This is a genomic window from Streptomyces sp. NPDC012935, assembly GCF_042900345.1.
GTDB lineage: Bacteria > Actinomycetota > Actinomycetes > Streptomycetales > Streptomycetaceae > Streptomyces.
On record NZ_JBIBBC010000024.1, the window covers coordinates 43,116 to 60,912 of the forward strand.

Here is a 17,797-nt window from a genome sequence, read left to right on the forward strand (position 1 = left end):
GGAGCGCTCCCGGTCAGATCACACGAAACACGCCGGGGCAGCGGAAAGGGAGCGCTGGAAAGGTGTGAACTGCACGGCACTCGCCTCCTTCCGTCCGTCTCAAGGCGTGGAGCCACACAGTACGTGATCTTCGCCGGGCCCGTCCATGGGTTTTCTCGCGTGGGTGTGCAGGGTCGTCGATGCGTCGAGAGCGCTCTCACAGCCCCTTCGGATGCGTGCGGAGCTTAAGTGGGACTTAGGAGAGAGTTAAGCGGTCGTGGTCATTCCGTGGCTTTTCAAGTTCCCGCAGTTCAGAGGAGTTTGGTCACGATGCAGACCCGTTGGCCGTTGCGGGGGGCGTGCGTAGCATCGGGGGCCCATCGGTGGCGGCGAGGCGCGTTTCGAGAGCGCTCTCACACGTACCGGCCTCGTCACCACCGCAGCCCAAGTACCCGCACAAGTACTCCGGGAGACCCCCCACATGACACCCCGTCACCAGCGCACTCTCGGTCGCCGCAGGCTCCTGTTCGCCCTCGGCGGCACGGCGGCGGCCGTCCCCGCCATCGCCGCCGTGACTCCGTACGCCCTCGCGGGTACGCCCGCGGGTGGTGCCGCGCCTGCCGCGGCGGACTCGATGCCGCTGACGATCGTCAACGACAGCGGCTCCTTCGACAACGCGAACGTCCACGTCTACATCGTCGGCAACCAGGACGGCAGGCAGGTGCGCGTCACGCCCGACGGCACCCTCGCGCCGATCGCCCTGTCGGACAACGGCCCCGACGGCTTCACCGACTACGCCATCAGCCTGTCGGGCGGCGGCGAGACCCGGCTGTCCCTCCCCCACATGTCCGGCCGGATCTATGTGTCGCTCGGCGCGAAGCTCAAGTTCAAGGCCGTCTCGGACGGCAACGGCAACGCGGCGCTGCAGTATCCCGCGGGCTGGGTGACGTCGGACCCGAACTACCCGGTGCTGCACGACTGCGCCGAGTTCACCTTCAACGCCGCCGGAATGTTCTGCAACACCACGATGGTCGACATGTTCAGCGTGCCGCTGAGCATCCGGCTGACCGGGGCCAAGGACCAGACGACGGGCAGACTGCGCGCCGGTGGACGCGCGGCCGCGTTCGCCGCCGTGCGCGAGGTCGAGGAGTTCGCGCGGCTCGTCGTGGACGACACGCGCATCGTCGCCCCGGGCCACGGCCTGGACGCCGGTCTGTTCGCCAAGGACTACTTCGCCCCGTCCATCGACGAGGTCTGGAGCACGTACACCGGGCGGGACCTCACCGTCACCACCAACGCGGGTACGTTCACCGGGCGGGTTCGCGGTGAGCGGTTCACCTTCGACGGGCCCGCTCAGGTGTCCTTCGCCAAACCGTCGACTCGGGACGTGCTGTTCTGCGACGGCAATCTCGCGGCCCCCAACGACGGCACGACCGGCCCCGTCGCCGCCGTCCTCGGCGCCGGCTTCAACCGTTCGACGCTGCTCAGCCACCCCGCCCAGCCGACGACCGACGCCGCCACCTTCTACCGGACCGGCCTGACCAACCACTACGCCAAGGCGATGCACGCGGCCCACGAGGACGGCAAGGCGTACGGCTTCGCCTTCGACGACGTCGCCGACTTCGCCTCGTACATCCAGGACACGGCGCCTACGGGGATCCGGCTGACGCTCACGCCGTTCGAGGGCTGACGCGGGCCCGGGCGCGAGGGGTTTCCCGGCGGCTCCGGATGCAGGGTTTGCTCGGGCGTTGAATGGTGTTAACAGACCCGATGACCGCACCGGGCCCGAAGAAGTCACCCGGATCCGAGGAGCAGAGATGATGCCGACGTCCCAGCCCGAAGCGTCCGGGCCGTCCGGGGAGCGCGTCACCCCGGACGACCTGCTCCACGCCCGCACCGGCACGGATGTGTCGCCCGAGGACATAGTGCTTGCCTCAGGCAAGGACCTCACCCCGCGCAATCTGGAATGGGCCAAGCGCAAGCTGGCTGCCGAGGGTCCCTCCGCTCTCGACAAGCTGCTGCCCTAGCCCGACCGGTCAGGTCCGCACGGGTCGTCTCCGGGTGCGCGACGGCGCCCGGGGGCGGCTATGTGCGGCCGACCCATGCCCGCAGCCTCACACACCCGCCTCACCCTCGCCCTCGTCCAGGCACAGCACCGGCACCCGCTGCACGAGGTTGTTGGCGAAGCCTCCGCGGTTCCAGGGCTGGTCCAGCGGCTGGATGTGACCGTCGGCGTCGGTGGCCCTGGCGCTCAGCACGTGCTCGCCGGGGATCGCCGTCCAGCTGTGCTGCCACCGGCGCCACGCCCACCGATACCCGTCACCCGGATCCAGGTCTGCCTCCTGCCAGGTCCGCCCCGCGTCCGTGCTGACCTCTACGCGCGTCACCTCGGCGCACCCGGACCAGGCCCGCCCCTCCAGGGTCACGGTCCCGGGCCGGACCACCCGTGCCCTTGACATGAAATCGGGGAAGCCCGGCGGGACGAGCAGGGCGCGCGGGGCGATGCGGGTCACCGGCTCACCCTCGTCCTCGGGGTGCCGGCGCAGCCGGTAGGCCACGGCCTGCTGGAACCCCGTGAACGGCTCGTCGACGACGGTGACCTCGCACAGCCACTTCACATGCGCCATGCCGTACCAGCCGGGCACGATCAGCCGCAGCGGGCGGCCGTGCTGCGGGGGCAGCGGGGCGCCGTTCATCGCGTACGCCACCAGCACCTCGGCGTCACCGCCCGTGGCCACGTCGAGCGGCAGCGCGCGCTGGTAGTCCTGCTCGACGCCGCGCTCGACCCCGTGGTCGGCGCCGGTGAAGACGACCTCTGCCGCGTCGCGCTCGGTCCCGGCCTCGGCCAGCAGGAGGCGCAGCGGCACGCCGGTCCACTCGGCGGTGCCGACCGCCTCGACCAGCCAGGGCTGGCTCACCGGCCGGGGCGTCAGCAGGGCCCGGCCGTTGCCGGCGCACTCCAGCGTGACCCGTGTGGTGACCTGCGGGTACGTGCGAAGGTCGGCCAGGGTCAGACGCAGGGGGCGCCGGACCCGGCCGCCGAGGGTCAGGTTCCAGGAGGCGTCGTCGGGGACGTACGGGATGTCGTAGTGGGTCAGGACGTAGTGCAGCCCGGGCGGGGTGATGTCGTGGCGCAGGGCTTCGAGCGGCAGTCCGTGGTTTCTGGCGGCGAGCGCCAGTTCGTCCCGGCCGATGCCTTCTTCGGGGGCGGCCAGCCGGGCCGGTGCGCTCGCGTCGGCGAGTCGATTCCCCATATCTGCATTATCGACCCGTACCGGGCATTTCGGTGTCGGGCCCGGCTTGCTCTCCTTGCGGTGGGCGGGAGCCTTGCGGCGTCACCATGGTGTCGGCGCAACTTCCCTGTCTCCCAACGCACTTCGCATCGTCGTCCCTCCCGGCACTTCACATCGTCAAAGGTTCTTGGCTCACCCTTTCGAAGGGGTCTCGCGGCTGCCAGACTCCTGAAGGTGCCCGACTTCGACATGCTCGTCATCGGATCCGGCCCGGGTGGCCAGAAGGCCGCCATCGCCGCGGCCAAGCTCGGCCGCCGGGTCGCCGTCGTCGACCGCCCCGACATGGTGGGCGGCGTCTCCATCCACACCGGGACCATCCCCTCCAAGACCCTGCGCGAGGCGGTGCTGTATCTGACCGGCCTCACCCAGCGCGATCTGTACGGCCAGAGCTACCGGCTCAAGGAGGACATCACCGTCTCCGACCTGACCGCCCGCACCCAGCACGTGGTCGGCCGCGAGGTGGACGTCATCCGCAGCCAGCTCTCCCGCAACCACGTCGCCCTGTACGCCGGGACCGGGCGTTTCGTCGACCCGCACACCGTCGCCCTGCGCGAGGTCACCGGCCAGGAACGGCTGCTGACCGCCGAGCACGTCGTCATCGCCACGGGCACCCGGCCCGCACGGCCCGCCAGTGTGGAGTTCGACGGACGGACGATCCTGGACTCGGACAACGTCCTGGCGCTCGAGCGGGTGCCGCGCTCCATGGTGATCGTGGGTGCCGGGGTGATCGGCATGGAGTACGCCTCGATGTTCGCCGCGCTGGGCAGCAAGATCACCGTGGTGGAGAAGCGTGCCGGGATGCTCGACATGTGCGACGTCGAGGTGATCGAGTCGCTCAAGTACCACCTGCGGGACCTCGCCGTGACGTTCCGCTTCGGCGAGACGGTCGCCGCGGTCGAGCGGCATTCGCGTGGGACCCTGACCGTCCTGGAGAGCGGCAAGAAGATCCCCGCCGACGCGGTGATGTACTCGGCGGGCCGGCAGGGCCTCACCGACGGACTCGACCTGGACAAGGCCGGGCTCACCGCGGACCCGCGCGGCCGGATCACGGTCGACGAGCACTACCGCACCGAAGTGCCGCACATCTACGCCGTCGGCGACGTGATCGGCTTCCCCGCGCTGGCCGCGACGTCGATGGAGCAGGGGCGGGCGGCGGCGTACCACGCCTGCGGGGAGCCCGTCGGCCGGATGCACAACCTCCAGCCGATCGGTATCTACACGATCCCGGAGATCAGCTTCGTGGGGCGGACCGAGGACCAGCTCACCGAGGACCGGGTGCCGTTCGAGGTCGGCATCTCGCGCTACCGCGAACTGGCCCGCGGGCAGATCATCGGCGACTCGCACGGCATGCTGAAGCTGCTGGTCTCCCCGGAGGACCGCACGCTGCTCGGTGTGCACTGCTTCGGTACGGGGGCGACGGAGCTGATCCACATCGGGCAGTCGGTGATGGGGTGCGGCGGAACCGTCGACTATCTGGTCGACGCGGTGTTCAACTACCCGACGCTGGCGGAGTCGTACAAGGTCGCCGCCCTCGACGCCACGAACAGGCTGCGGCAGATCGACCGGATCGGGGACTGAGCCCTCCCGGACCTCGGAGCCTTCCGGACCTCATCAGGTGTCCACACCGCCCTCGGGAAGGTCGGCGTCGTCCTCGACCACGTGCATCGCGGCCTCCTCGGCGCCGGCCGCTCCGCCGTCGATGCCCTGGTCGAAGGCGACCTGCTCCTTCGTGGTGCCGGCGTGGGCGCCCTCGTCCGGTGCGACCAGGCGGCCCGCCCGGTCGGTGCCCGCCTCCGGGTCGAGGGGTTCGCCGTCGCCGCCCGGCAGGTCACCGACGTCGTCGCCGGCGGGCTCGGTCACGTCGGGGACCTCCTGGGTGAGCCGTTCGTCGAGGGTCTCACCGGCGTGCTGTTCGGCGGCCGTGGTGCCGTACTTGGTGACGCCGAGCGGTTTCTCGGGCGGGGAGTAGCCCTCGTCGAGGGTGTCGTCGTAGGTCCGCTCGTCCAAGGCGTCCTGGAGGTCCAGCGGAGCTGCGTCCTGCTGTTCCTCGTTGCCTCCGGTGGGCTGGTACGCGTCGTCGGCCATCGACTCTGCGGGCGTGTGCTCGGTGCCCATGGCTGCCTCCTCACTCGCGCGCGGCGGCTGGTTGTGCCGGTGCATGTCCTGAACCGCGTTTCCCGTTGTGCGTTCTCCAACCCCGGAAGATCTCAAGGCTCTTGAAGCATCAAGGAGGGTGGCTATCATCACTCGCACACACGGCGTGACTGCACGACGACGCAACGGCGTACAGTGTCCGCCACCCCCGTTCAGCCGCCCCTGACCCGAGGTCATCCCTCACCGGTTCGTGGCGTTGTTTCACCCCCCACCCCCCTTACGCCGTCGGGGCCGGCTCGCCCCCACGTCGTGCACGACGGAAAGCAGCGCATCCATGAGCAACAACAGGGGAAGAGGGCTGCAGGCCAATGCCCTCGGTACGTTCGACACGGTGGTGATGGCGATCGCGGGCAGTGCCCCCGCGTACTCGATCGCCGCGACCACGGCGGTTCTCGTAGGTGCGGTGGGCCTGGCAAGCCCGGCCGCGCTGCTGTACTGCGCGATACCCATGCTGGGCATCGCACTGGCCTACAGCTACCTCAGCCGGATCGACGTGAACGCGGGCGCCAGTTACTCGTGGGTCGGCCGTACCCTGCACCCCTTCCTGGGCTTCATCAGCGGCTGGGCTCTGGTGGTCTCCGCGACCATCTTCATGGTGGCCGGTTCGCTGCCCGCCGGATCCATGACGCTCGCCGTCTTCGACGAGGACCTCGCGGACAACACCGCGCTGTCCACCCTGGTCGGCGCCGGCTGGTTCCTGGTCATGCTGCTCGTGGTGCTGGGCGGCGCACGGCTGACCGTCCGCGCGCAGCTGGTGATGTCCGGCGTCGAGCTGGCGATACTGGCCCTGTTCGCCCTACTCGCCCTGCTCCACGCGGACAACGCCCGGGCGTTCGACTGGTCCTGGCTCGGCTTCGGCCACTTCGACGGGGTCACGGGCTTCGCGTCGGGGGCCCTGATCGCCGCGTTCTACTACTGGGGCTGGGACGTCACCAGCAACCTCAGCGAGGAGACCCGCAACAGCCGCCGTACGACCGGACTTGCCGGGCTCATCGGGGTCGGCATCGTCTTCCTGCTGTTCGAGGTGTTCACGATCGCGGTGAACGTCATCCTCTCCTCGAAGCAGATCCAGGACAACGACGCCAACGTGCTGGCCGTGCTCGGTGCGGAGGTGTGGCCGGGCTGGGGCGGCAAGTTGCTGGTCGTCGCGGTGATGCTGTCCACCATCGCCACCCTGGAGACCACACTCATCCAGGTCACGCGGTCGCTGTTCGCGATGGGCCGGGACCGTACGATGCCGTCCGCGCTGGGCCGTGTGCACCGACGCTGGAACACGCCGTGGGTGGCGATCACGGTGGTCGGCGTGGTGGCGCTGGGCATGTTCGTCGCCGCCAACTCCCTCGGCACGGTGGGCGAGATCCTCTCCGACGCCATCTCGGCGATCGGGCTGCAGATCGCCGTCTACTACGGGCTGACAGGGCTCGCGGTGGTCGTCGCCTACCGCAGGATGCTGCTGAAGTCGGTGGGCAACTTCGTATTCGGCGGTGTGTGGCCGTTGTTCGGGGCCCTGTTCATGTTCTGGATCTTCGTCGAGTCGCTGGGCGAGCTGAGCACGTCCGCGATCACGATCGGCATCGGCGGTCTGGCGGCCGGGCTGATCCCGATGCTCTGGTACTGGCGGCAGGGCAGCGACTACTACCGGCCGGCGAAACTGGACGCCGCCGAGACCGTCGAGGCGGACTACGTTCCCGTCGGCGGTGACAACACCAGGTCCGGCTCCGACTCCCTTGTCCACGAGGGTCTTCCCACCGATTTCTGAGAGAGCCCTCGATGGCGAAAGACCGCTTCGTTCCCGACTTCGACCCCGACTGCGGCGACGCCGCCCTCACCTGCGCCCGCCAGGACATCGTCATCGGCCGCTGGCAGGGGCTGCGGGAGCTGCTGCGGGCAACCGGCCCCGACTGGCTGGTCCGCGGGCATCGGACCCGGCAGCTCGCACAGGCGTGTGCGAGCAGTTCCACGGCGGAGTCGTGGCTGGCCGCCGAACCGAACAGCGCCGACGCGCTGGTGCTGCGGGCGGCGACGGAGACGGCCCGGGCGTTCAACCTGGCGATCACCGCGGGCCGGGGCGTGCCGATCGACCGGCACCGCATCGACACAGCGGTGCTGTCCTGTCTGAAGGCCGCCGACTCCTACCCGGACGATCCGACACCGTGGATCTCGCTGATCTCCGTCGCGCGGCTGTATCCGTCGGGCGTACGGCGGCAGGAACTGGCGCGCTGGTGGGACGAGTTGCACCAGCGCGACCCGTTCAGCGTGGAGGGGCACCTCCAGGTGCTGCACTACTACTCCTCCCGCTGGCACGGCACCCACGGCCTGATGTACGACTTCGCCCGCGACGCGGCCGGCGTCGCACCGCCCGGCTGCCCGCTGCCGGTGCTCGTGCAGTACGCCCGGGTCGAGGAGTTCCGCTACGCCCTGGACGCCGCTCGGGGGCAGCACGCCTCGGTCGGTCTCGGGCAGCACTGGAGCAACGACGGCGCCGCCAGTGACGTACGCCGGACCTGGGAGCGCTGGATCATGGGCCGCACCGGCAACACGGTGTCCCCCGGCGAGCTCCGCGACCTCAACTACCTGACCCACGCGGCCTGTCACGCGGGCGCCCACGACATCGCCGCGGCCCTGTTCCGGATACTGCAGCGCCGGGCCACGCGGGCGCCGTGGGCGTACACCGGCGATCCGGACAAGCAGTTCGTCAAGTGGCGCAGGGAAGTGGGGTTGCGCGAGTGATCGCGGCGGCGGACCAGTTCTCGCAGAGGTGGGGTCAGGGCGTGGCGTTCGGCCCGTAGGGACGGGCGCGGCGCTGCTCCACCATCTCGCGGTGCTCAGTTTCACTGCTCGTCATGGCGCCCCCTCCCGCGTGCGGCCGGCAACCGGACTCCTACCTGAACCGTGCGACCGGGAAACGCCTTTGCCGCTCACAGCGCCCCGCGCCGGACGAGTACGGCGAGCACGATCAGGCCGGGAATCAGCGGCACCCACACTGTCAGCAGCCGGTAGCCGAGCACGGCGGAGGCGGCCGCGGTGGCCGGGGCGCCGGCCATGGTCAGCGCGAGGACGAGCACGGCGTCGAGGGAGCCGAGGCCGCCGGGTGTGGGCAGCAGGGCCGCCGCGGTGCTCGCGGCGAGATACAGCAGCGCCACCCGGACCGCCGGGAGGGGCAGGGCGACCGCACGGGTGACGGCGATCAGCACGGCGCAGTGCAGCGTCACGAAGGCCAGCGAGCCGCCCCACAGGGCCGCCGCCCTCACCGGCCTCGCGTGGACGGCAACGATGTACGCCCATGCCGCGGTCAGCGCCCGCCTGCAGCGGGACCACAGGGGACCGCTCAGCAGGACGATCGCGCCGGCGACCGTGGCGCACGCGGCGATCAGGACTCCTCCGCTGACGGCCGGGAGGTGCAGCAGGCCGGGGTCGGCAGCGAGGAGTACGGCGATCAGGGCGCCGCGCAGGATCCCACCGGCGGTGCCCTTGACCGCGATGGCGGTGGCCGCGGCGGCTATCGGGATGCCGCAGCGTATGAGGAAGCGCAGGTTCACCGCGGCGGCGCCGAGTCCGGCGGGCAGCACGTGGTTGGCCGCGGAGGCGGCGAACTGCCCTGCCATGAGCCGCCCGCGCGGCAGTCGGCGCGGCACCGCGCCCTGCTGGGCGAGCGCCGAGCAGGGCCACGTCACGAGGGTGGCCGCGGCGGCCACGAGCAGCCAGCCCTGGTCGGCGACGGCGAGCCGGACCGCGCCGGTCTCGAGCACGGCCCAGTGACGCCGGGCCAGCCAGACCACGGCCACGAGGACGGCGAGGGTGAGCAGGGCGTGCCGGCAGGCCCGTCGGCGCTGGGGTGCGGCGAGGAACTGATCCGACGTCATGCCCGTCCGCCCGCGCCCCGCGCCGGGGCGATGCGGACTTCCAGGCCGTCGAGGCGGTGCAGGTCCCAGTCGCGGGCGTACCGGGGAGGCGTGCCGCCGGGAGCGGTGAGGGCGCCGACCGGGACGCTGCGGGAGGTCCGCAGGATGTCGGCCGTGGTGGTGTTGGCGTTGTTGCCGCGCGTCGCGCCGGAGTCGCAGCCGGTGTAGTACCCGACGGGGATGGCTTCGTGCCCGGTGAGCAGGCAGGGCGGGCGCACGCCGAGGCGGTGGAGTTGGGCGGCGGAGCGAGCCCATGCCTCGCGGTTGGCGGTGGTGCGGTCCACGGTGTGGTCCAGAACCGCGTACTGCACGGCCAGGTGCCCGGCCAGCCCGAGCGCGATCACGGCCGCGACCGCCGGGCGCCACCGGCCGGTCGGCGTGGTGACCAGGCGGAGCAGCGCGTGCGCGACCGGGATGGCTAGGAGGGCGTAGGCGGGCAGCAGGAAGCGGGGTGCCGCGTATCCGATCAGGAACAGGTACGGGAAGGCGGCCGTCGCGGCGCAGAGCAGCGGGACCAGGGTGCGGGTGGTGCGTCCGTCCAGGACGGCGACCGCGAGAGCGTAGGCGGCGAGCAGGGGGAGGACGAACCACCAGGCGTAGACGGCCGGGTTGGGCATCTCGCCGTTGCAGGGCCGGCACAGGGTGTTTCCGACCAGGCTGCGCAGCTGGTCGTCGACGGCGAGGTTCCAGCCCAGGTCGCCCTGGATGCGGGAGGCCTGGTTCAGGCGCTCGCGCAGACCGCCGTAGCTGACGAACGCCTCGATCACCCACTGGCCGGCCCCGGCCACGAGCCCCGCCGCGAGAGCGGCCCCGAGCCGCCAGTGCCGTACCGCGACGACGAGGACGAGCAGGGGCAGCGTGACCCATACGGCGTCGGTGGGCCGCATCCACGCCATCAGCGCGGCACCGCCCAGGACGCCCCACAGGGCCCGCCGGTCGTAGCGGTCCGCGCGGGCCCGCAGGAAGCAGCCCACGCAGAGCAGGGCACCGAAGGCCACCCAGAGGTTCGGCATGGCCTGCGGGCCGTAGAAGAGGGTCACCCAGAGGGAGGCGAAGAGGGCTCCGGCGCCTGCCAGGACGCGGGGCGGGAACAGGCCGCGCCAGACGCGCAGGGCCAGGTACAGGGCGAGTCCGGACAGGACGGCGATGTAGACGCGCAGCAGTGTCGTGGACGACGACCAGGAGGCGATGGGCCACACCAGCAGGGTGACGCCACGCGCGCGTGGCGCGCTGAAGAACGCGGCCGGTGCGTCGGTGCCGACCTGGCTGACGTACACGATCTCGTCCCAGCCGAGGCCCATCGAGGGCCGTACGAGGAGGAGTTGGGCGAGCGTGAAAGCACCGGCCACCGCCGCGAGCAGGCCGTGGCCGCGGGCCCGCCACGGCGTTCCGGACGCGAGCGCCTCGTCGCGCCGGCCCACGCTCATGAGCATGGGCCTCGTGCCGTGGGCCATCGTCCACCCCTCACCCCTACGAGTCGTAGGGTTCCGAGCCCCGCGGCCGGGCGAGTTGGCCGACAGGGAACCGAGATATCGTCACAAACACGGATAAACTAACGCGCGAGGCGCAAGTGTGCAGTGCGATGTTCGGCCAGGTGCCTGACGGGGGCGCCGGTCCGCTCTCGGTGGGGGGGCATTCGGGTGTGCGTCGTGAGCCGTGAATCGTGCGTCGTTCCGCGGCCGTGCGTCAGTCGTGCGGGAACGAGTGGTGCTCGTGGGCGACGAACCAGCGGCCGCGCTCCTTGCGCAGACCGAGCGTCAGGCGCAGGCGCAGGGTGGGGCGTTCGGCGAGTTCCTCCGGGGTTCCGCAGCGCAGGAGGGCATGGGCGTACGCCACGTCGGCGCCCGCGGTGATGTCGAGCGACTCGATGTCGAAGCAGGCGCCCTGGGCCTGCCACTCGAAGAACGGCGGCCAGGTGGCGCGGTACGCCGGCAGGCCGCGGATGCCGTCGTGGGGTGGCGGTACGTCGAACATGACGATGTCCTCGGCGTGGCCGGCGAGAACGCCGTCGAGGTCACCCCGGTGGACCGCGTCCGCCCAGGTCGTGATCAGTGTGCGGATCTGTGCGGTGTCGTCGTCGGACATGGTGCGCGCCTCCCTTGCCCCCTGATGCTGATGGCGACTCGTGATCTCGTGGCGACTCTTGATCTCGTGATGACTCGTGATCTCGTGATGACTCGTGATGAGGAGGATCCCCTGTCCACGAGACTCCGCGGACCGCCGGAAGTCATCGCCGGCCGGGTGACACACTCTGCTGTGTGGCCCTGACCTTCGACGACCTCCTCGCCCGTGCCCGGTCTCTCCCCCGCGACGGCCGCCGCGCCGTCCTCGGCATCGCCGGCAGCCCAGGGGCGGGCAAGACGACGCTCGCCGAGCAGCTGGTGCGGGAGCTGAACGGTGCCGGGGATCCCTGGGTCGCGCATGTGCCCATGGACGGCTTCCACCTCGCCGACGTGGAACTGGACCGGCTCGGCCGCCGGGACCGCAAGGGCGCGCCCGACACGTTCGACGCGGCAGGTTACGCGGCGCTTCTGCGGCGCCTGCGCGAGGATTCCTACGCTGACACCGTGTACGCGCCCGGTTTCGAGCGGGTTCTGGAGCAGCCGATCGCGGGCGTCGTTCCGGTGCAGGCCACGGCCCGGCTGGTGGTGACCGAGGGCAACTACCTGCTGCTCGAGACGGGTGCGTGGGCGAGGGTACGGACGCAGCTGGACGAGGTGTGGTTCTGCGAGCTCGACGAGCCGGAACGCCTGCGGCGGCTGATCGCCCGGCACGAGGAGTTCGGCAAGCCGCACGACGAGGCGGTGGCCTGGGTGCTGCGCTCGGACCAGCGCAACGCGGAGCTGGTCGCCGCGACACGGGACCGGGCCGACCTGCTGGTGCCGGCCACGGTGGTGCCCGTCCCGCACGGGTCGTCGACAGCCCGAGCGGGGGCTTGAGGACCGCCTGCACGACCCGCAGGACCGGCCTGCACGACCCGCAGCACCGGCCTGCACGACCCGCAGGACCGTCCTACACGGCCCGCAGGACCGTCCTACACGGCCCGCAGCGTCAGCTCCGGTTCCCCGTGCGCGTCGCCCGCCGCCTCGCCGACCACGGCGGTGAAGGCCTCCGTGCGGACCGTCAGGCCCGGACCGTCCTGGGCGAAGGCGGGCGCGAACGGGCCCGTCGCTCCGTGGCTTCCTGCTCCGTAACGTACGGCGAAGACGTGCAGGTCCTCCGGTGCGCCGGGGGCCGGTTCGGCCTCCAGTGCCGTCGAGCCGACGAGGTGGCTCCAGCCCAGGTCGGGGTTGCCGTAACCGCGGGGGTCGGCCGCGAGGGCGAAGGCCGCCTCCTCCTGGGTCCGGTCCGCGCGGGCGTCGAAGTGGTCCACGCCGTCCGCCTCCGGGTGCGTCAGGCGCAGTTCCCCGGCCGAGGTGACGTCACCGTCCGCGGTCCTGCGTACGCGCGCGCCGTCATCGGTGGCGTACGGCAGTCCCGCGAGCAGATACGGCGTGCCGGGCAGCCGTTGAACCGCGACCGTCACCCACAGGGCCGTGCCGTCGGTGACGTACAGGGACCGGACATGGCGCAGGACGTGGTCGCGACCGACGACCGGCTTGGTGACCAGCTTGGCCGTGAGGCCGTCGGCGCGGACGTCCCGGACGCGGACCGCGCCCATCGGGCGGCAGAGGAGGAAGCCGTCCGTCACGGGGCCGAAGCCGTGCTGCCGGTTCACCGCCGCCGGGAGGTAGTACGTGCCCGCCGCCTCGATCAGCGACGGGGTCATACGGTCGTCGAAGGCCACCGAGACCGAACCGGCGCGCAGCTGGTGGCGGGCCGGGGCCAGGGACGGGGTGCGGTGCCAGCGCGCGGTGTCCTGGATCTGCCAGACCAGCATCCAGGCGAAGTGGCCGTCGACTTCGCCGTCCGCCTTGACCGCGTGCCGGCCCCACCGGGTGTCGCCCCGGTAGCGCCCCAGGTCGGAGCCGATGCGCCGGCTGAAGTAGCGCAGCCCGAGGACCGACTCGAAGCCGCTGTGCTGCTCGCTGTAGCGCGGGCCGCCGTTGTCGAAGCCGCCGCCGGGCAGACGGGCGTCGATGTAGCGGGCGAGCGCGTCTCCGTCCTCGGCGAAGATCTCCTCGCCGCTGACCCGGTGGGCCTGGGCGAGGAAGGACAGGGAGATCGGGCCGTAGTTGTTGTCGTACGCGCCGCCGTGCTCGGGAGGCAGGAGTGCGCCGCGGTCGGCGACCCGGTGGGCGCGGATCTTCTCGGCGTACAGGGCGATCGCTCGGGACCGCACCAGGTCGCGCCGGCCGGGCGGGAGGTGGCGGGCCAGCATCAGGCCGCCGACGACGCAGCCGATGGCCTGGTTGCCGGCCTCCTGCGGGTTGAAGAAGGTCGCCTCGGTCAGCCAGCGCCAGTAGCCGTGCGCCACTTCGATCAGCTCGGTGCGCTGCCCGTCCTCGACGAGGCCCTGCGCGAGGTCCAGCACGTTGACCGCCTGGAGCAGCGCCCACACCGTGCTCGGCCAGTCACCGATGGGATGGGCGCCGGCGGCGAGGGTGTAACGGGCGTACGGCAGACCGCAGTTGCGGGCCCGCAGGTTCGGGTAGCCGGGGTTGTCGTCGGTGTAGACGCGCTCGCGCAGATGGAAGGCGAGGCTGCGGCGCACCGCCTCCGGCAGGCGTGGGTCCTGGCCGCGCTGCCACGCCAGGGCGAGGAGCGAGGTGACGCCGAGCGAGGTGTCGCCGATGTCGTCGACACAGTCGGGGTGTTCCAGGTTGCCCTCCGGCGTGAGCCGGGCCAGGGCCTGTTCGGCGACACCGGCGAGGACGGCGTCGTATGCCTGAGGGGTGTCCGGGAGGTCGTGCAGGGCGCCGAGCTGGCGAGGGAGATGCACGGGTGTCAGCCCTTCATGCCGGAGGTGGCCATGCCTTCCACCAGCCTCTTCTGGAAGATGAGGAAGCAGATGAGGGTGGGCAGGAGGGCGAGTGTCGACATGGCGAACATCGCGCCGTAGGAGGAGCCGCTGGTCTGGTCGAGGAACAGCGTCAGGCCCAGGGGCACGGTGAACTTGTCGTTCTGCTGGAGGTAGACGAGCTGGTGCAGGAAGTCGTCGTAGGTCCAGATGAAGGTGAAGATCGTGGTGGTGATCAGCGCCGGTTTCATCAGCGGCAGGATGATCTTCCAGTAGATCTTCCAGGGGTTGGCGCCGTCGACCATGGCTGCCTGGTCCAGCTCACGTGGGATGGAGCGGATGAACTGGACCATCAGGAAGATGAAGAACGCGTCCACCGCGAGGAACTTCGGCACGATCAGCGGCAGGAACGTGTTGATCCAGGTCAGGTTGTAGAAGATCGTGTACTGCGGGATCAGGACGGCCTGGGTGGGCAGCATCAGCGTGCCGAGCATCAGGCCGAACCAGATCTTCTTGCCGCGGAACTCGAAGCGGGCGAAGGCGTAGGCGGCCAGCGAGCAGGAGATGACGTTTCCGATCACCGCGCCGATCGTCACGATCAACGAGTTGGTGATGTAGAGGGAGAAGGAGTTGCCGGAGCCGCTCCAGCCCTCGGAGTAGTTCTCGGGGCGCAGCGCAGTCGGGATGAGCCCGGGGTGGGTGAAGATCTCGGTGTCGGGCTTGAGGGAGCTGCTGAGCATCCACATCAGCGGGTAGAGCATGACGATCGCCACGCCGATGAGCACGGTGTGGATGAAGATACGGCGGGTCCCGGTGGCCGAGCGGAGCCTGTGCAGCGGCGACGTCGAGGGCCGGGGCGGGGTGATGGCGGACATGGGTGAAGGACTCCTCGCTCAGTCGTCGTAGTGGACCCAGTAGCGGCTGGCGATGAAGTTGACCGCCGTGAAGAGTGCGATGACCAGGAACAGCACCCAGGCCAGCGCGGAGGCGTACCCCATCTGCAGGTCGGTGAAGCCCTTCTTGTACAGGTAGAGGGAGTACAGCATGGTCGAGTTGAGCGGTCCGCCGGAGCCGTTGCTGATCACGAACGCGGGCGTGAACGTCTTGAACGCGTCGATGATCTGAAGGACCACGTTGAAGAAGACGATCGGAGTGAGCAGCGGGAGGGTGATCTTGAAGAACCTCGTCACGGCGCCGACGCCATCGATCGCGGCCGCCTCGAACACGTCCTTCGGCAGTTGCTTCAGCCCGGCGAGGAAGATCACCATGGGCGTGCCGAACTGCCAGACGGCCAGCAGGACGAGCGTGTAGAGCGCGGTGTCCGGGCTGGAGATCCAGTCCTGTCCGGTGTTGAGCCCGAACCAGCCCAGGAAGTCGTTGAACAGGCCCTCGCCGCCGAAGACCTGCCGCCACACGATGGCGATGGCCACGGCCCCGCCGAGCAGGGACGGCAGGTAGAAGGCGGCCCGGTACAGGCCGATGCCCTTGAGGTCGCGGTTGAGCAGCATCGCCACCGCGAGGGCGAGGGCCAGTTTCAGGGGCACGGAGACGACGACGTACACGAGGGTGGCGTGCACCGAGTCCCAGAAGACCGGGTCGTCGTTGAACATCCGGTCGTAGTTGTCCATGCCGACCCACTGCGCGGGCGTCAGCAGGTCGAAGTTGGTGAACGACAGGTACAGCGAGTCGAGCATCGGGTAGATCGTCAGCCCGAACAGGCCCACGAACCAGGGGGCCAGGAAGAGGTACGGCCACCATCCCCCGCCCCGCCGTCTGGCGAGCCGACGGCGCATACGGTCACGCTCCCGCTGGTCGGACGGGGTCGCGGGAACCGACGGCTCCTTCATGACCTCGCCGGTCTGCGCGGTGGTCATACTCATGTCTTCCTGGCCCTCTCCCGGTATTTCAGCTGGGGCTGCACTCCTCGACGCCCCGGTTGACTGCCACGCCCCCGAGGGGCGCGGGGAACTGCGCGACCAGCCACGACGAATCCGCAGACAACCGACGGCACATCGCGGCAATTCCTCCTCGGCAGTCCCGGCGGAGCTAACTTCCGAGAATCCCCGACGCCTGGTCGAAGAACTCGGAGAGCTGCGCCTTGATCGACTTCTTGCCGAAGGCCACCGCGAGGTTCGACTGGAACAGCAGGTCCCAGATCTGGTCGGCCCCCTGCGGCGGCGGCACCGGCGCGGGCAGGGCGTTGGACGCCTTGGAGACACGCTGGGAGATGTAGTCCGCGTTCTCCATGTTCAGCTTGTCCGTCTCGGTCAGGCCCGCGGCGATGAGGTTGCGGGCCTTCTCGGTCGGCGGGATGCCACGGAACAGCTGCATGTCCTTGATCGCCGTGTCGTCCTGGGCGAAGAAGTTCATGATCTTCACCGAGTCGGCGACCTTCTTGCTGGCCTTGGTGGCGCACAGCAGGACGCCGCCGTTGACGAAGTTGCCCTCGCGGGCGCCGGAGAAGTCGCCCTGCGGGGTCGGCAGGAAGTCCAGCTGGGCGTCGGTGATCGAACCGCCCGCGCCGTAGACACCGGAGTCGAAGGTGAACAGCGCCTTGCCGATGACGACCGCGTTCTTGGTGAGGTCGTTGTGCGCGGCGGAGGTGATCGCCGGGGGCGGGGACGCGTTCGTCCTGCGCATCTCGGCCCAGTACTCCCACCACTCCTGGAGGGTGTCGGAGGTGAAGCCGAGCTTCTTGCCGTCGTCCGAGAAGAAGGTCTGTCCCTTCTCGCGCGCGAACACCTCGAAGCACTGGAGGGTGGAGCCGCCGCCGTCGTCGACTCCGTAGGTCTTGCCGCCGCTCTTCTTGTAGACGTCCTGGGCGGTCTTCTTCAGGTCGGCCCAGGTCCACTCGCGGTCGGGCAGCTTCAGGCCGAGCTTCTCCAGGCCGCTGCGGTTGACGGTGAGCTGGTTGACGCCGATGCCGGACGGGACCCCGTACAGCTTGCCGTCCACGGTGCCGGCGGCGAGGAGTGTCTTGGAAAAGCCCGTCAGGTCCAGGGTCTTGCCGACGTAGGAGTCGAGCGGGGCGAGGACGCCCTTGCGCGCGTACTGCGCCACCAGGGCGGTGTCCATCTGCAGCAGGTCCGGGGCGCTGCCGCCGGCGATGTTGGTGTTGAACTTGTCGAAGTAGCCGTCGTAGCCCTGGTAGGTCTCGCGGATCTTGATCTTCGGGTTCTGCTTCTGGAAATAGGCGAGCGACTTCTTGTAGGCGTTGTGCCGGTCGTCGCTGCCCCACCACGTCATGGTCAGGTCGCTGCTGGTGCTGCCGGCGCCCGTGCCGCCGGCGCAGGCGCTGAGCGAGCTGCCGAGCGCGCCGGCGACGGCCAGTCCGCTCGCGGTGCGGAAGAGAGTTCTGCGCGAGATGTGGTGACCCACCGGGTCCTCCCTGGATGTGCGTGACGGATTGCCCGGCCGGTCAGCGCGGCTCGGATCCTTCTGTGGATGGCGCCCTACGGCCCGCGACCTCGCCCGGTCGTTCCGCCGTGTCGGACGAGGGTCCACGGCCGTCGTCCTGGCCGTGACCGTACGAGCACGCCCTCGCACGGCTGGCCGTACCCGATGTACGG

General features: G+C 70.3%; 15 protein-coding genes. 6 read left to right on the top strand and 9 right to left on the bottom strand.

All coding sequences use genetic code 11. From position 1 onward, the window contains the following. Window positions 1-460: 460 nt before the first annotated feature. On the top strand, window positions 461-1,669 hold the full coding sequence (locus ACFY5C_RS37145) for a beta-1,3-glucanase family protein (protein WP_389453415.1): 1,209 nt from the start codon (window positions 461-463) through the stop codon (window positions 1,667-1,669). A 130-nt stretch (window positions 1,670-1,799) separates the two neighbouring features. Beyond that, the gene (locus tag ACFY5C_RS37150; protein ID WP_328430330.1) at window positions 1,800-2,006 is read left to right on the top strand and encodes a hypothetical protein; all 207 of its coding nucleotides are present in this window, start codon (window positions 1,800-1,802) and stop codon (window positions 2,004-2,006) included. Between the two features lie 87 nt (window positions 2,007-2,093). Here the strand turns inward: ACFY5C_RS37150 and ACFY5C_RS37155 are convergent, their stop codons facing one another. Continuing rightward, window positions 2,094-3,233, bottom strand: a complete 1,140-nt coding sequence (locus ACFY5C_RS37155) for a sulfite oxidase (RefSeq protein ID WP_389453417.1) — start codon at window positions 3,231-3,233, stop codon at window positions 2,094-2,096. A 213-nt stretch (window positions 3,234-3,446) separates the two neighbouring features. Here ACFY5C_RS37155 and sthA point away from each other — a divergent pair, with 213 nt between their 5' ends. Further along, entirely contained in the window at window positions 3,447-4,850 is a 1,404-nt protein-coding gene (sthA, locus tag ACFY5C_RS37160) for a Si-specific NAD(P)(+) transhydrogenase (RefSeq protein ID WP_389453420.1), read from the top strand. Between the two features lie 33 nt (window positions 4,851-4,883). Here the strand turns inward: sthA and ACFY5C_RS37165 are convergent, their stop codons facing one another. Beyond that, window positions 4,884-5,387: a DUF5709 domain-containing protein gene (locus tag ACFY5C_RS37165; protein ID WP_389453423.1), complete on the bottom strand. Its 504-nt coding sequence runs from the start codon at window positions 5,385-5,387 to the stop codon at window positions 4,884-4,886. Window positions 5,388-5,700: 313 nt separating this feature from the next. Here ACFY5C_RS37165 and ACFY5C_RS37170 point away from each other — a divergent pair, with 313 nt between their 5' ends. Both ACFY5C_RS37170 and ACFY5C_RS37175 read left to right on the top strand, forming a co-directional pair. Then, on the top strand, window positions 5,701-7,185 hold the full coding sequence (locus ACFY5C_RS37170; protein ID WP_389453426.1) for an APC family permease: 1,485 nt from the start codon (window positions 5,701-5,703) through the stop codon (window positions 7,183-7,185). Window positions 7,186-7,196: 11 nt separating this feature from the next. Continuing rightward, the gene (locus ACFY5C_RS37175; protein WP_389453429.1) at window positions 7,197-8,156 is read left to right on the top strand and encodes a hypothetical protein; all 960 of its coding nucleotides are present in this window, start codon (window positions 7,197-7,199) and stop codon (window positions 8,154-8,156) included. A gap of 188 nt (window positions 8,157-8,344) precedes the next feature. Here ACFY5C_RS37175 and ACFY5C_RS37180 read toward each other — a convergent pair whose 3' ends face one another. The 3 genes from ACFY5C_RS37180 to ACFY5C_RS37190 all read right to left on the bottom strand — a co-directional run bounded on the left by ACFY5C_RS37180 (window position 8,345) and on the right by ACFY5C_RS37190 (window position 11,413). Next, complete coding sequence (locus ACFY5C_RS37180; protein ID WP_389453432.1) at window positions 8,345-9,289, bottom strand: YbhN family protein; 945 nt, start codon at window positions 9,287-9,289, stop codon at window positions 8,345-8,347. Further along, a complete protein-coding gene (locus ACFY5C_RS37185) occupies window positions 9,286-10,782 on the bottom strand; it encodes a hypothetical protein (RefSeq protein ID WP_389453435.1) in 1,497 nt (498 codons plus the stop codon). The genes ACFY5C_RS37180 and ACFY5C_RS37185 overlap by 4 nt, the downstream gene beginning before the upstream one ends. A gap of 232 nt (window positions 10,783-11,014) precedes the next feature. Beyond that, window positions 11,015-11,413: a YybH family protein gene (locus tag ACFY5C_RS37190; RefSeq protein WP_389453438.1), complete on the bottom strand. Its 399-nt coding sequence runs from the start codon at window positions 11,411-11,413 to the stop codon at window positions 11,015-11,017. A 173-nt stretch (window positions 11,414-11,586) separates the two neighbouring features. Between ACFY5C_RS37190 and ACFY5C_RS37195 the strand changes: the two genes are divergently transcribed. Further along, complete coding sequence (locus ACFY5C_RS37195) at window positions 11,587-12,267, top strand: nucleoside/nucleotide kinase family protein (RefSeq protein ID WP_389453441.1); 681 nt, start codon at window positions 11,587-11,589, stop codon at window positions 12,265-12,267. Window positions 12,268-12,362: 95 nt separating this feature from the next. Here ACFY5C_RS37195 and ACFY5C_RS37200 read toward each other — a convergent pair whose 3' ends face one another. The 4 genes from ACFY5C_RS37200 to ACFY5C_RS37215 all read right to left on the bottom strand — a co-directional run bounded on the left by ACFY5C_RS37200 (window position 12,363) and on the right by ACFY5C_RS37215 (window position 17,606). Then, complete coding sequence (locus tag ACFY5C_RS37200) at window positions 12,363-14,210, bottom strand: hypothetical protein (RefSeq protein ID WP_389453444.1); 1,848 nt, start codon at window positions 14,208-14,210, stop codon at window positions 12,363-12,365. A gap of 5 nt (window positions 14,211-14,215) precedes the next feature. Then, on the bottom strand, window positions 14,216-15,103 hold the full coding sequence (locus ACFY5C_RS37205; protein ID WP_389453447.1) for a carbohydrate ABC transporter permease: 888 nt from the start codon (window positions 15,101-15,103) through the stop codon (window positions 14,216-14,218). Between the two features lie 18 nt (window positions 15,104-15,121). Continuing rightward, window positions 15,122-16,102 carry a carbohydrate ABC transporter permease gene (locus ACFY5C_RS37210; protein ID WP_389453563.1) on the bottom strand — a complete coding sequence of 327 codons (981 nt, stop codon included), beginning with the start codon at window positions 16,100-16,102 and terminating at the stop codon, window positions 15,122-15,124. Window positions 16,103-16,274: 172 nt separating this feature from the next. Next, window positions 16,275-17,606 carry an ABC transporter substrate-binding protein gene (locus ACFY5C_RS37215; protein WP_389453450.1) on the bottom strand — a complete coding sequence of 444 codons (1,332 nt, stop codon included), beginning with the start codon at window positions 17,604-17,606 and terminating at the stop codon, window positions 16,275-16,277. Window positions 17,607-17,797 lie beyond the last annotated feature (191 nt).

Bases quoted from the DNA above. Each gene is read 5' to 3' on its own strand.
- ACFY5C_RS37170 (WP_389453426.1), top strand. From the start codon at position 5,701: ATGAGCAACAACAGGGGAAGAGGGCTGCAGGCCAATGCCCTCGGTACG.
- ACFY5C_RS37165 (WP_389453423.1), bottom strand. From the start codon at position 5,387: ATGGGCACCGAGCACACGCCCGCAGAGTCGATGGCCGACGACGCGTAC.
- ACFY5C_RS37145 (WP_389453415.1), top strand. From the start codon at position 461: ATGACACCCCGTCACCAGCGCACTCTCGGTCGCCGCAGGCTCCTGTTC.
- ACFY5C_RS37190 (WP_389453438.1), bottom strand. From the start codon at position 11,413: ATGTCCGACGACGACACCGCACAGATCCGCACACTGATCACGACCTGG.
- ACFY5C_RS37175 (WP_389453429.1), top strand. From the start codon at position 7,197: ATGGCGAAAGACCGCTTCGTTCCCGACTTCGACCCCGACTGCGGCGAC.
- ACFY5C_RS37155 (WP_389453417.1), bottom strand. From the start codon at position 3,233: ATGGGGAATCGACTCGCCGACGCGAGCGCACCGGCCCGGCTGGCCGCC.
- ACFY5C_RS37180 (WP_389453432.1), bottom strand. From the start codon at position 9,289: ATGACGTCGGATCAGTTCCTCGCCGCACCCCAGCGCCGACGGGCCTGC.
- ACFY5C_RS37210 (WP_389453563.1), bottom strand. From the start codon at position 16,102: ATGACCACCGCGCAGACCGGCGAGGTCATGAAGGAGCCGTCGGTTCCC.
- ACFY5C_RS37185 (WP_389453435.1), bottom strand. From the start codon at position 10,782: ATGGCCCACGGCACGAGGCCCATGCTCATGAGCGTGGGCCGGCGCGAC.
- ACFY5C_RS37150 (WP_328430330.1), top strand. From the start codon at position 1,800: ATGCCGACGTCCCAGCCCGAAGCGTCCGGGCCGTCCGGGGAGCGCGTC.
- ACFY5C_RS37205 (WP_389453447.1), bottom strand. From the start codon at position 15,103: ATGTCCGCCATCACCCCGCCCCGGCCCTCGACGTCGCCGCTGCACAGG.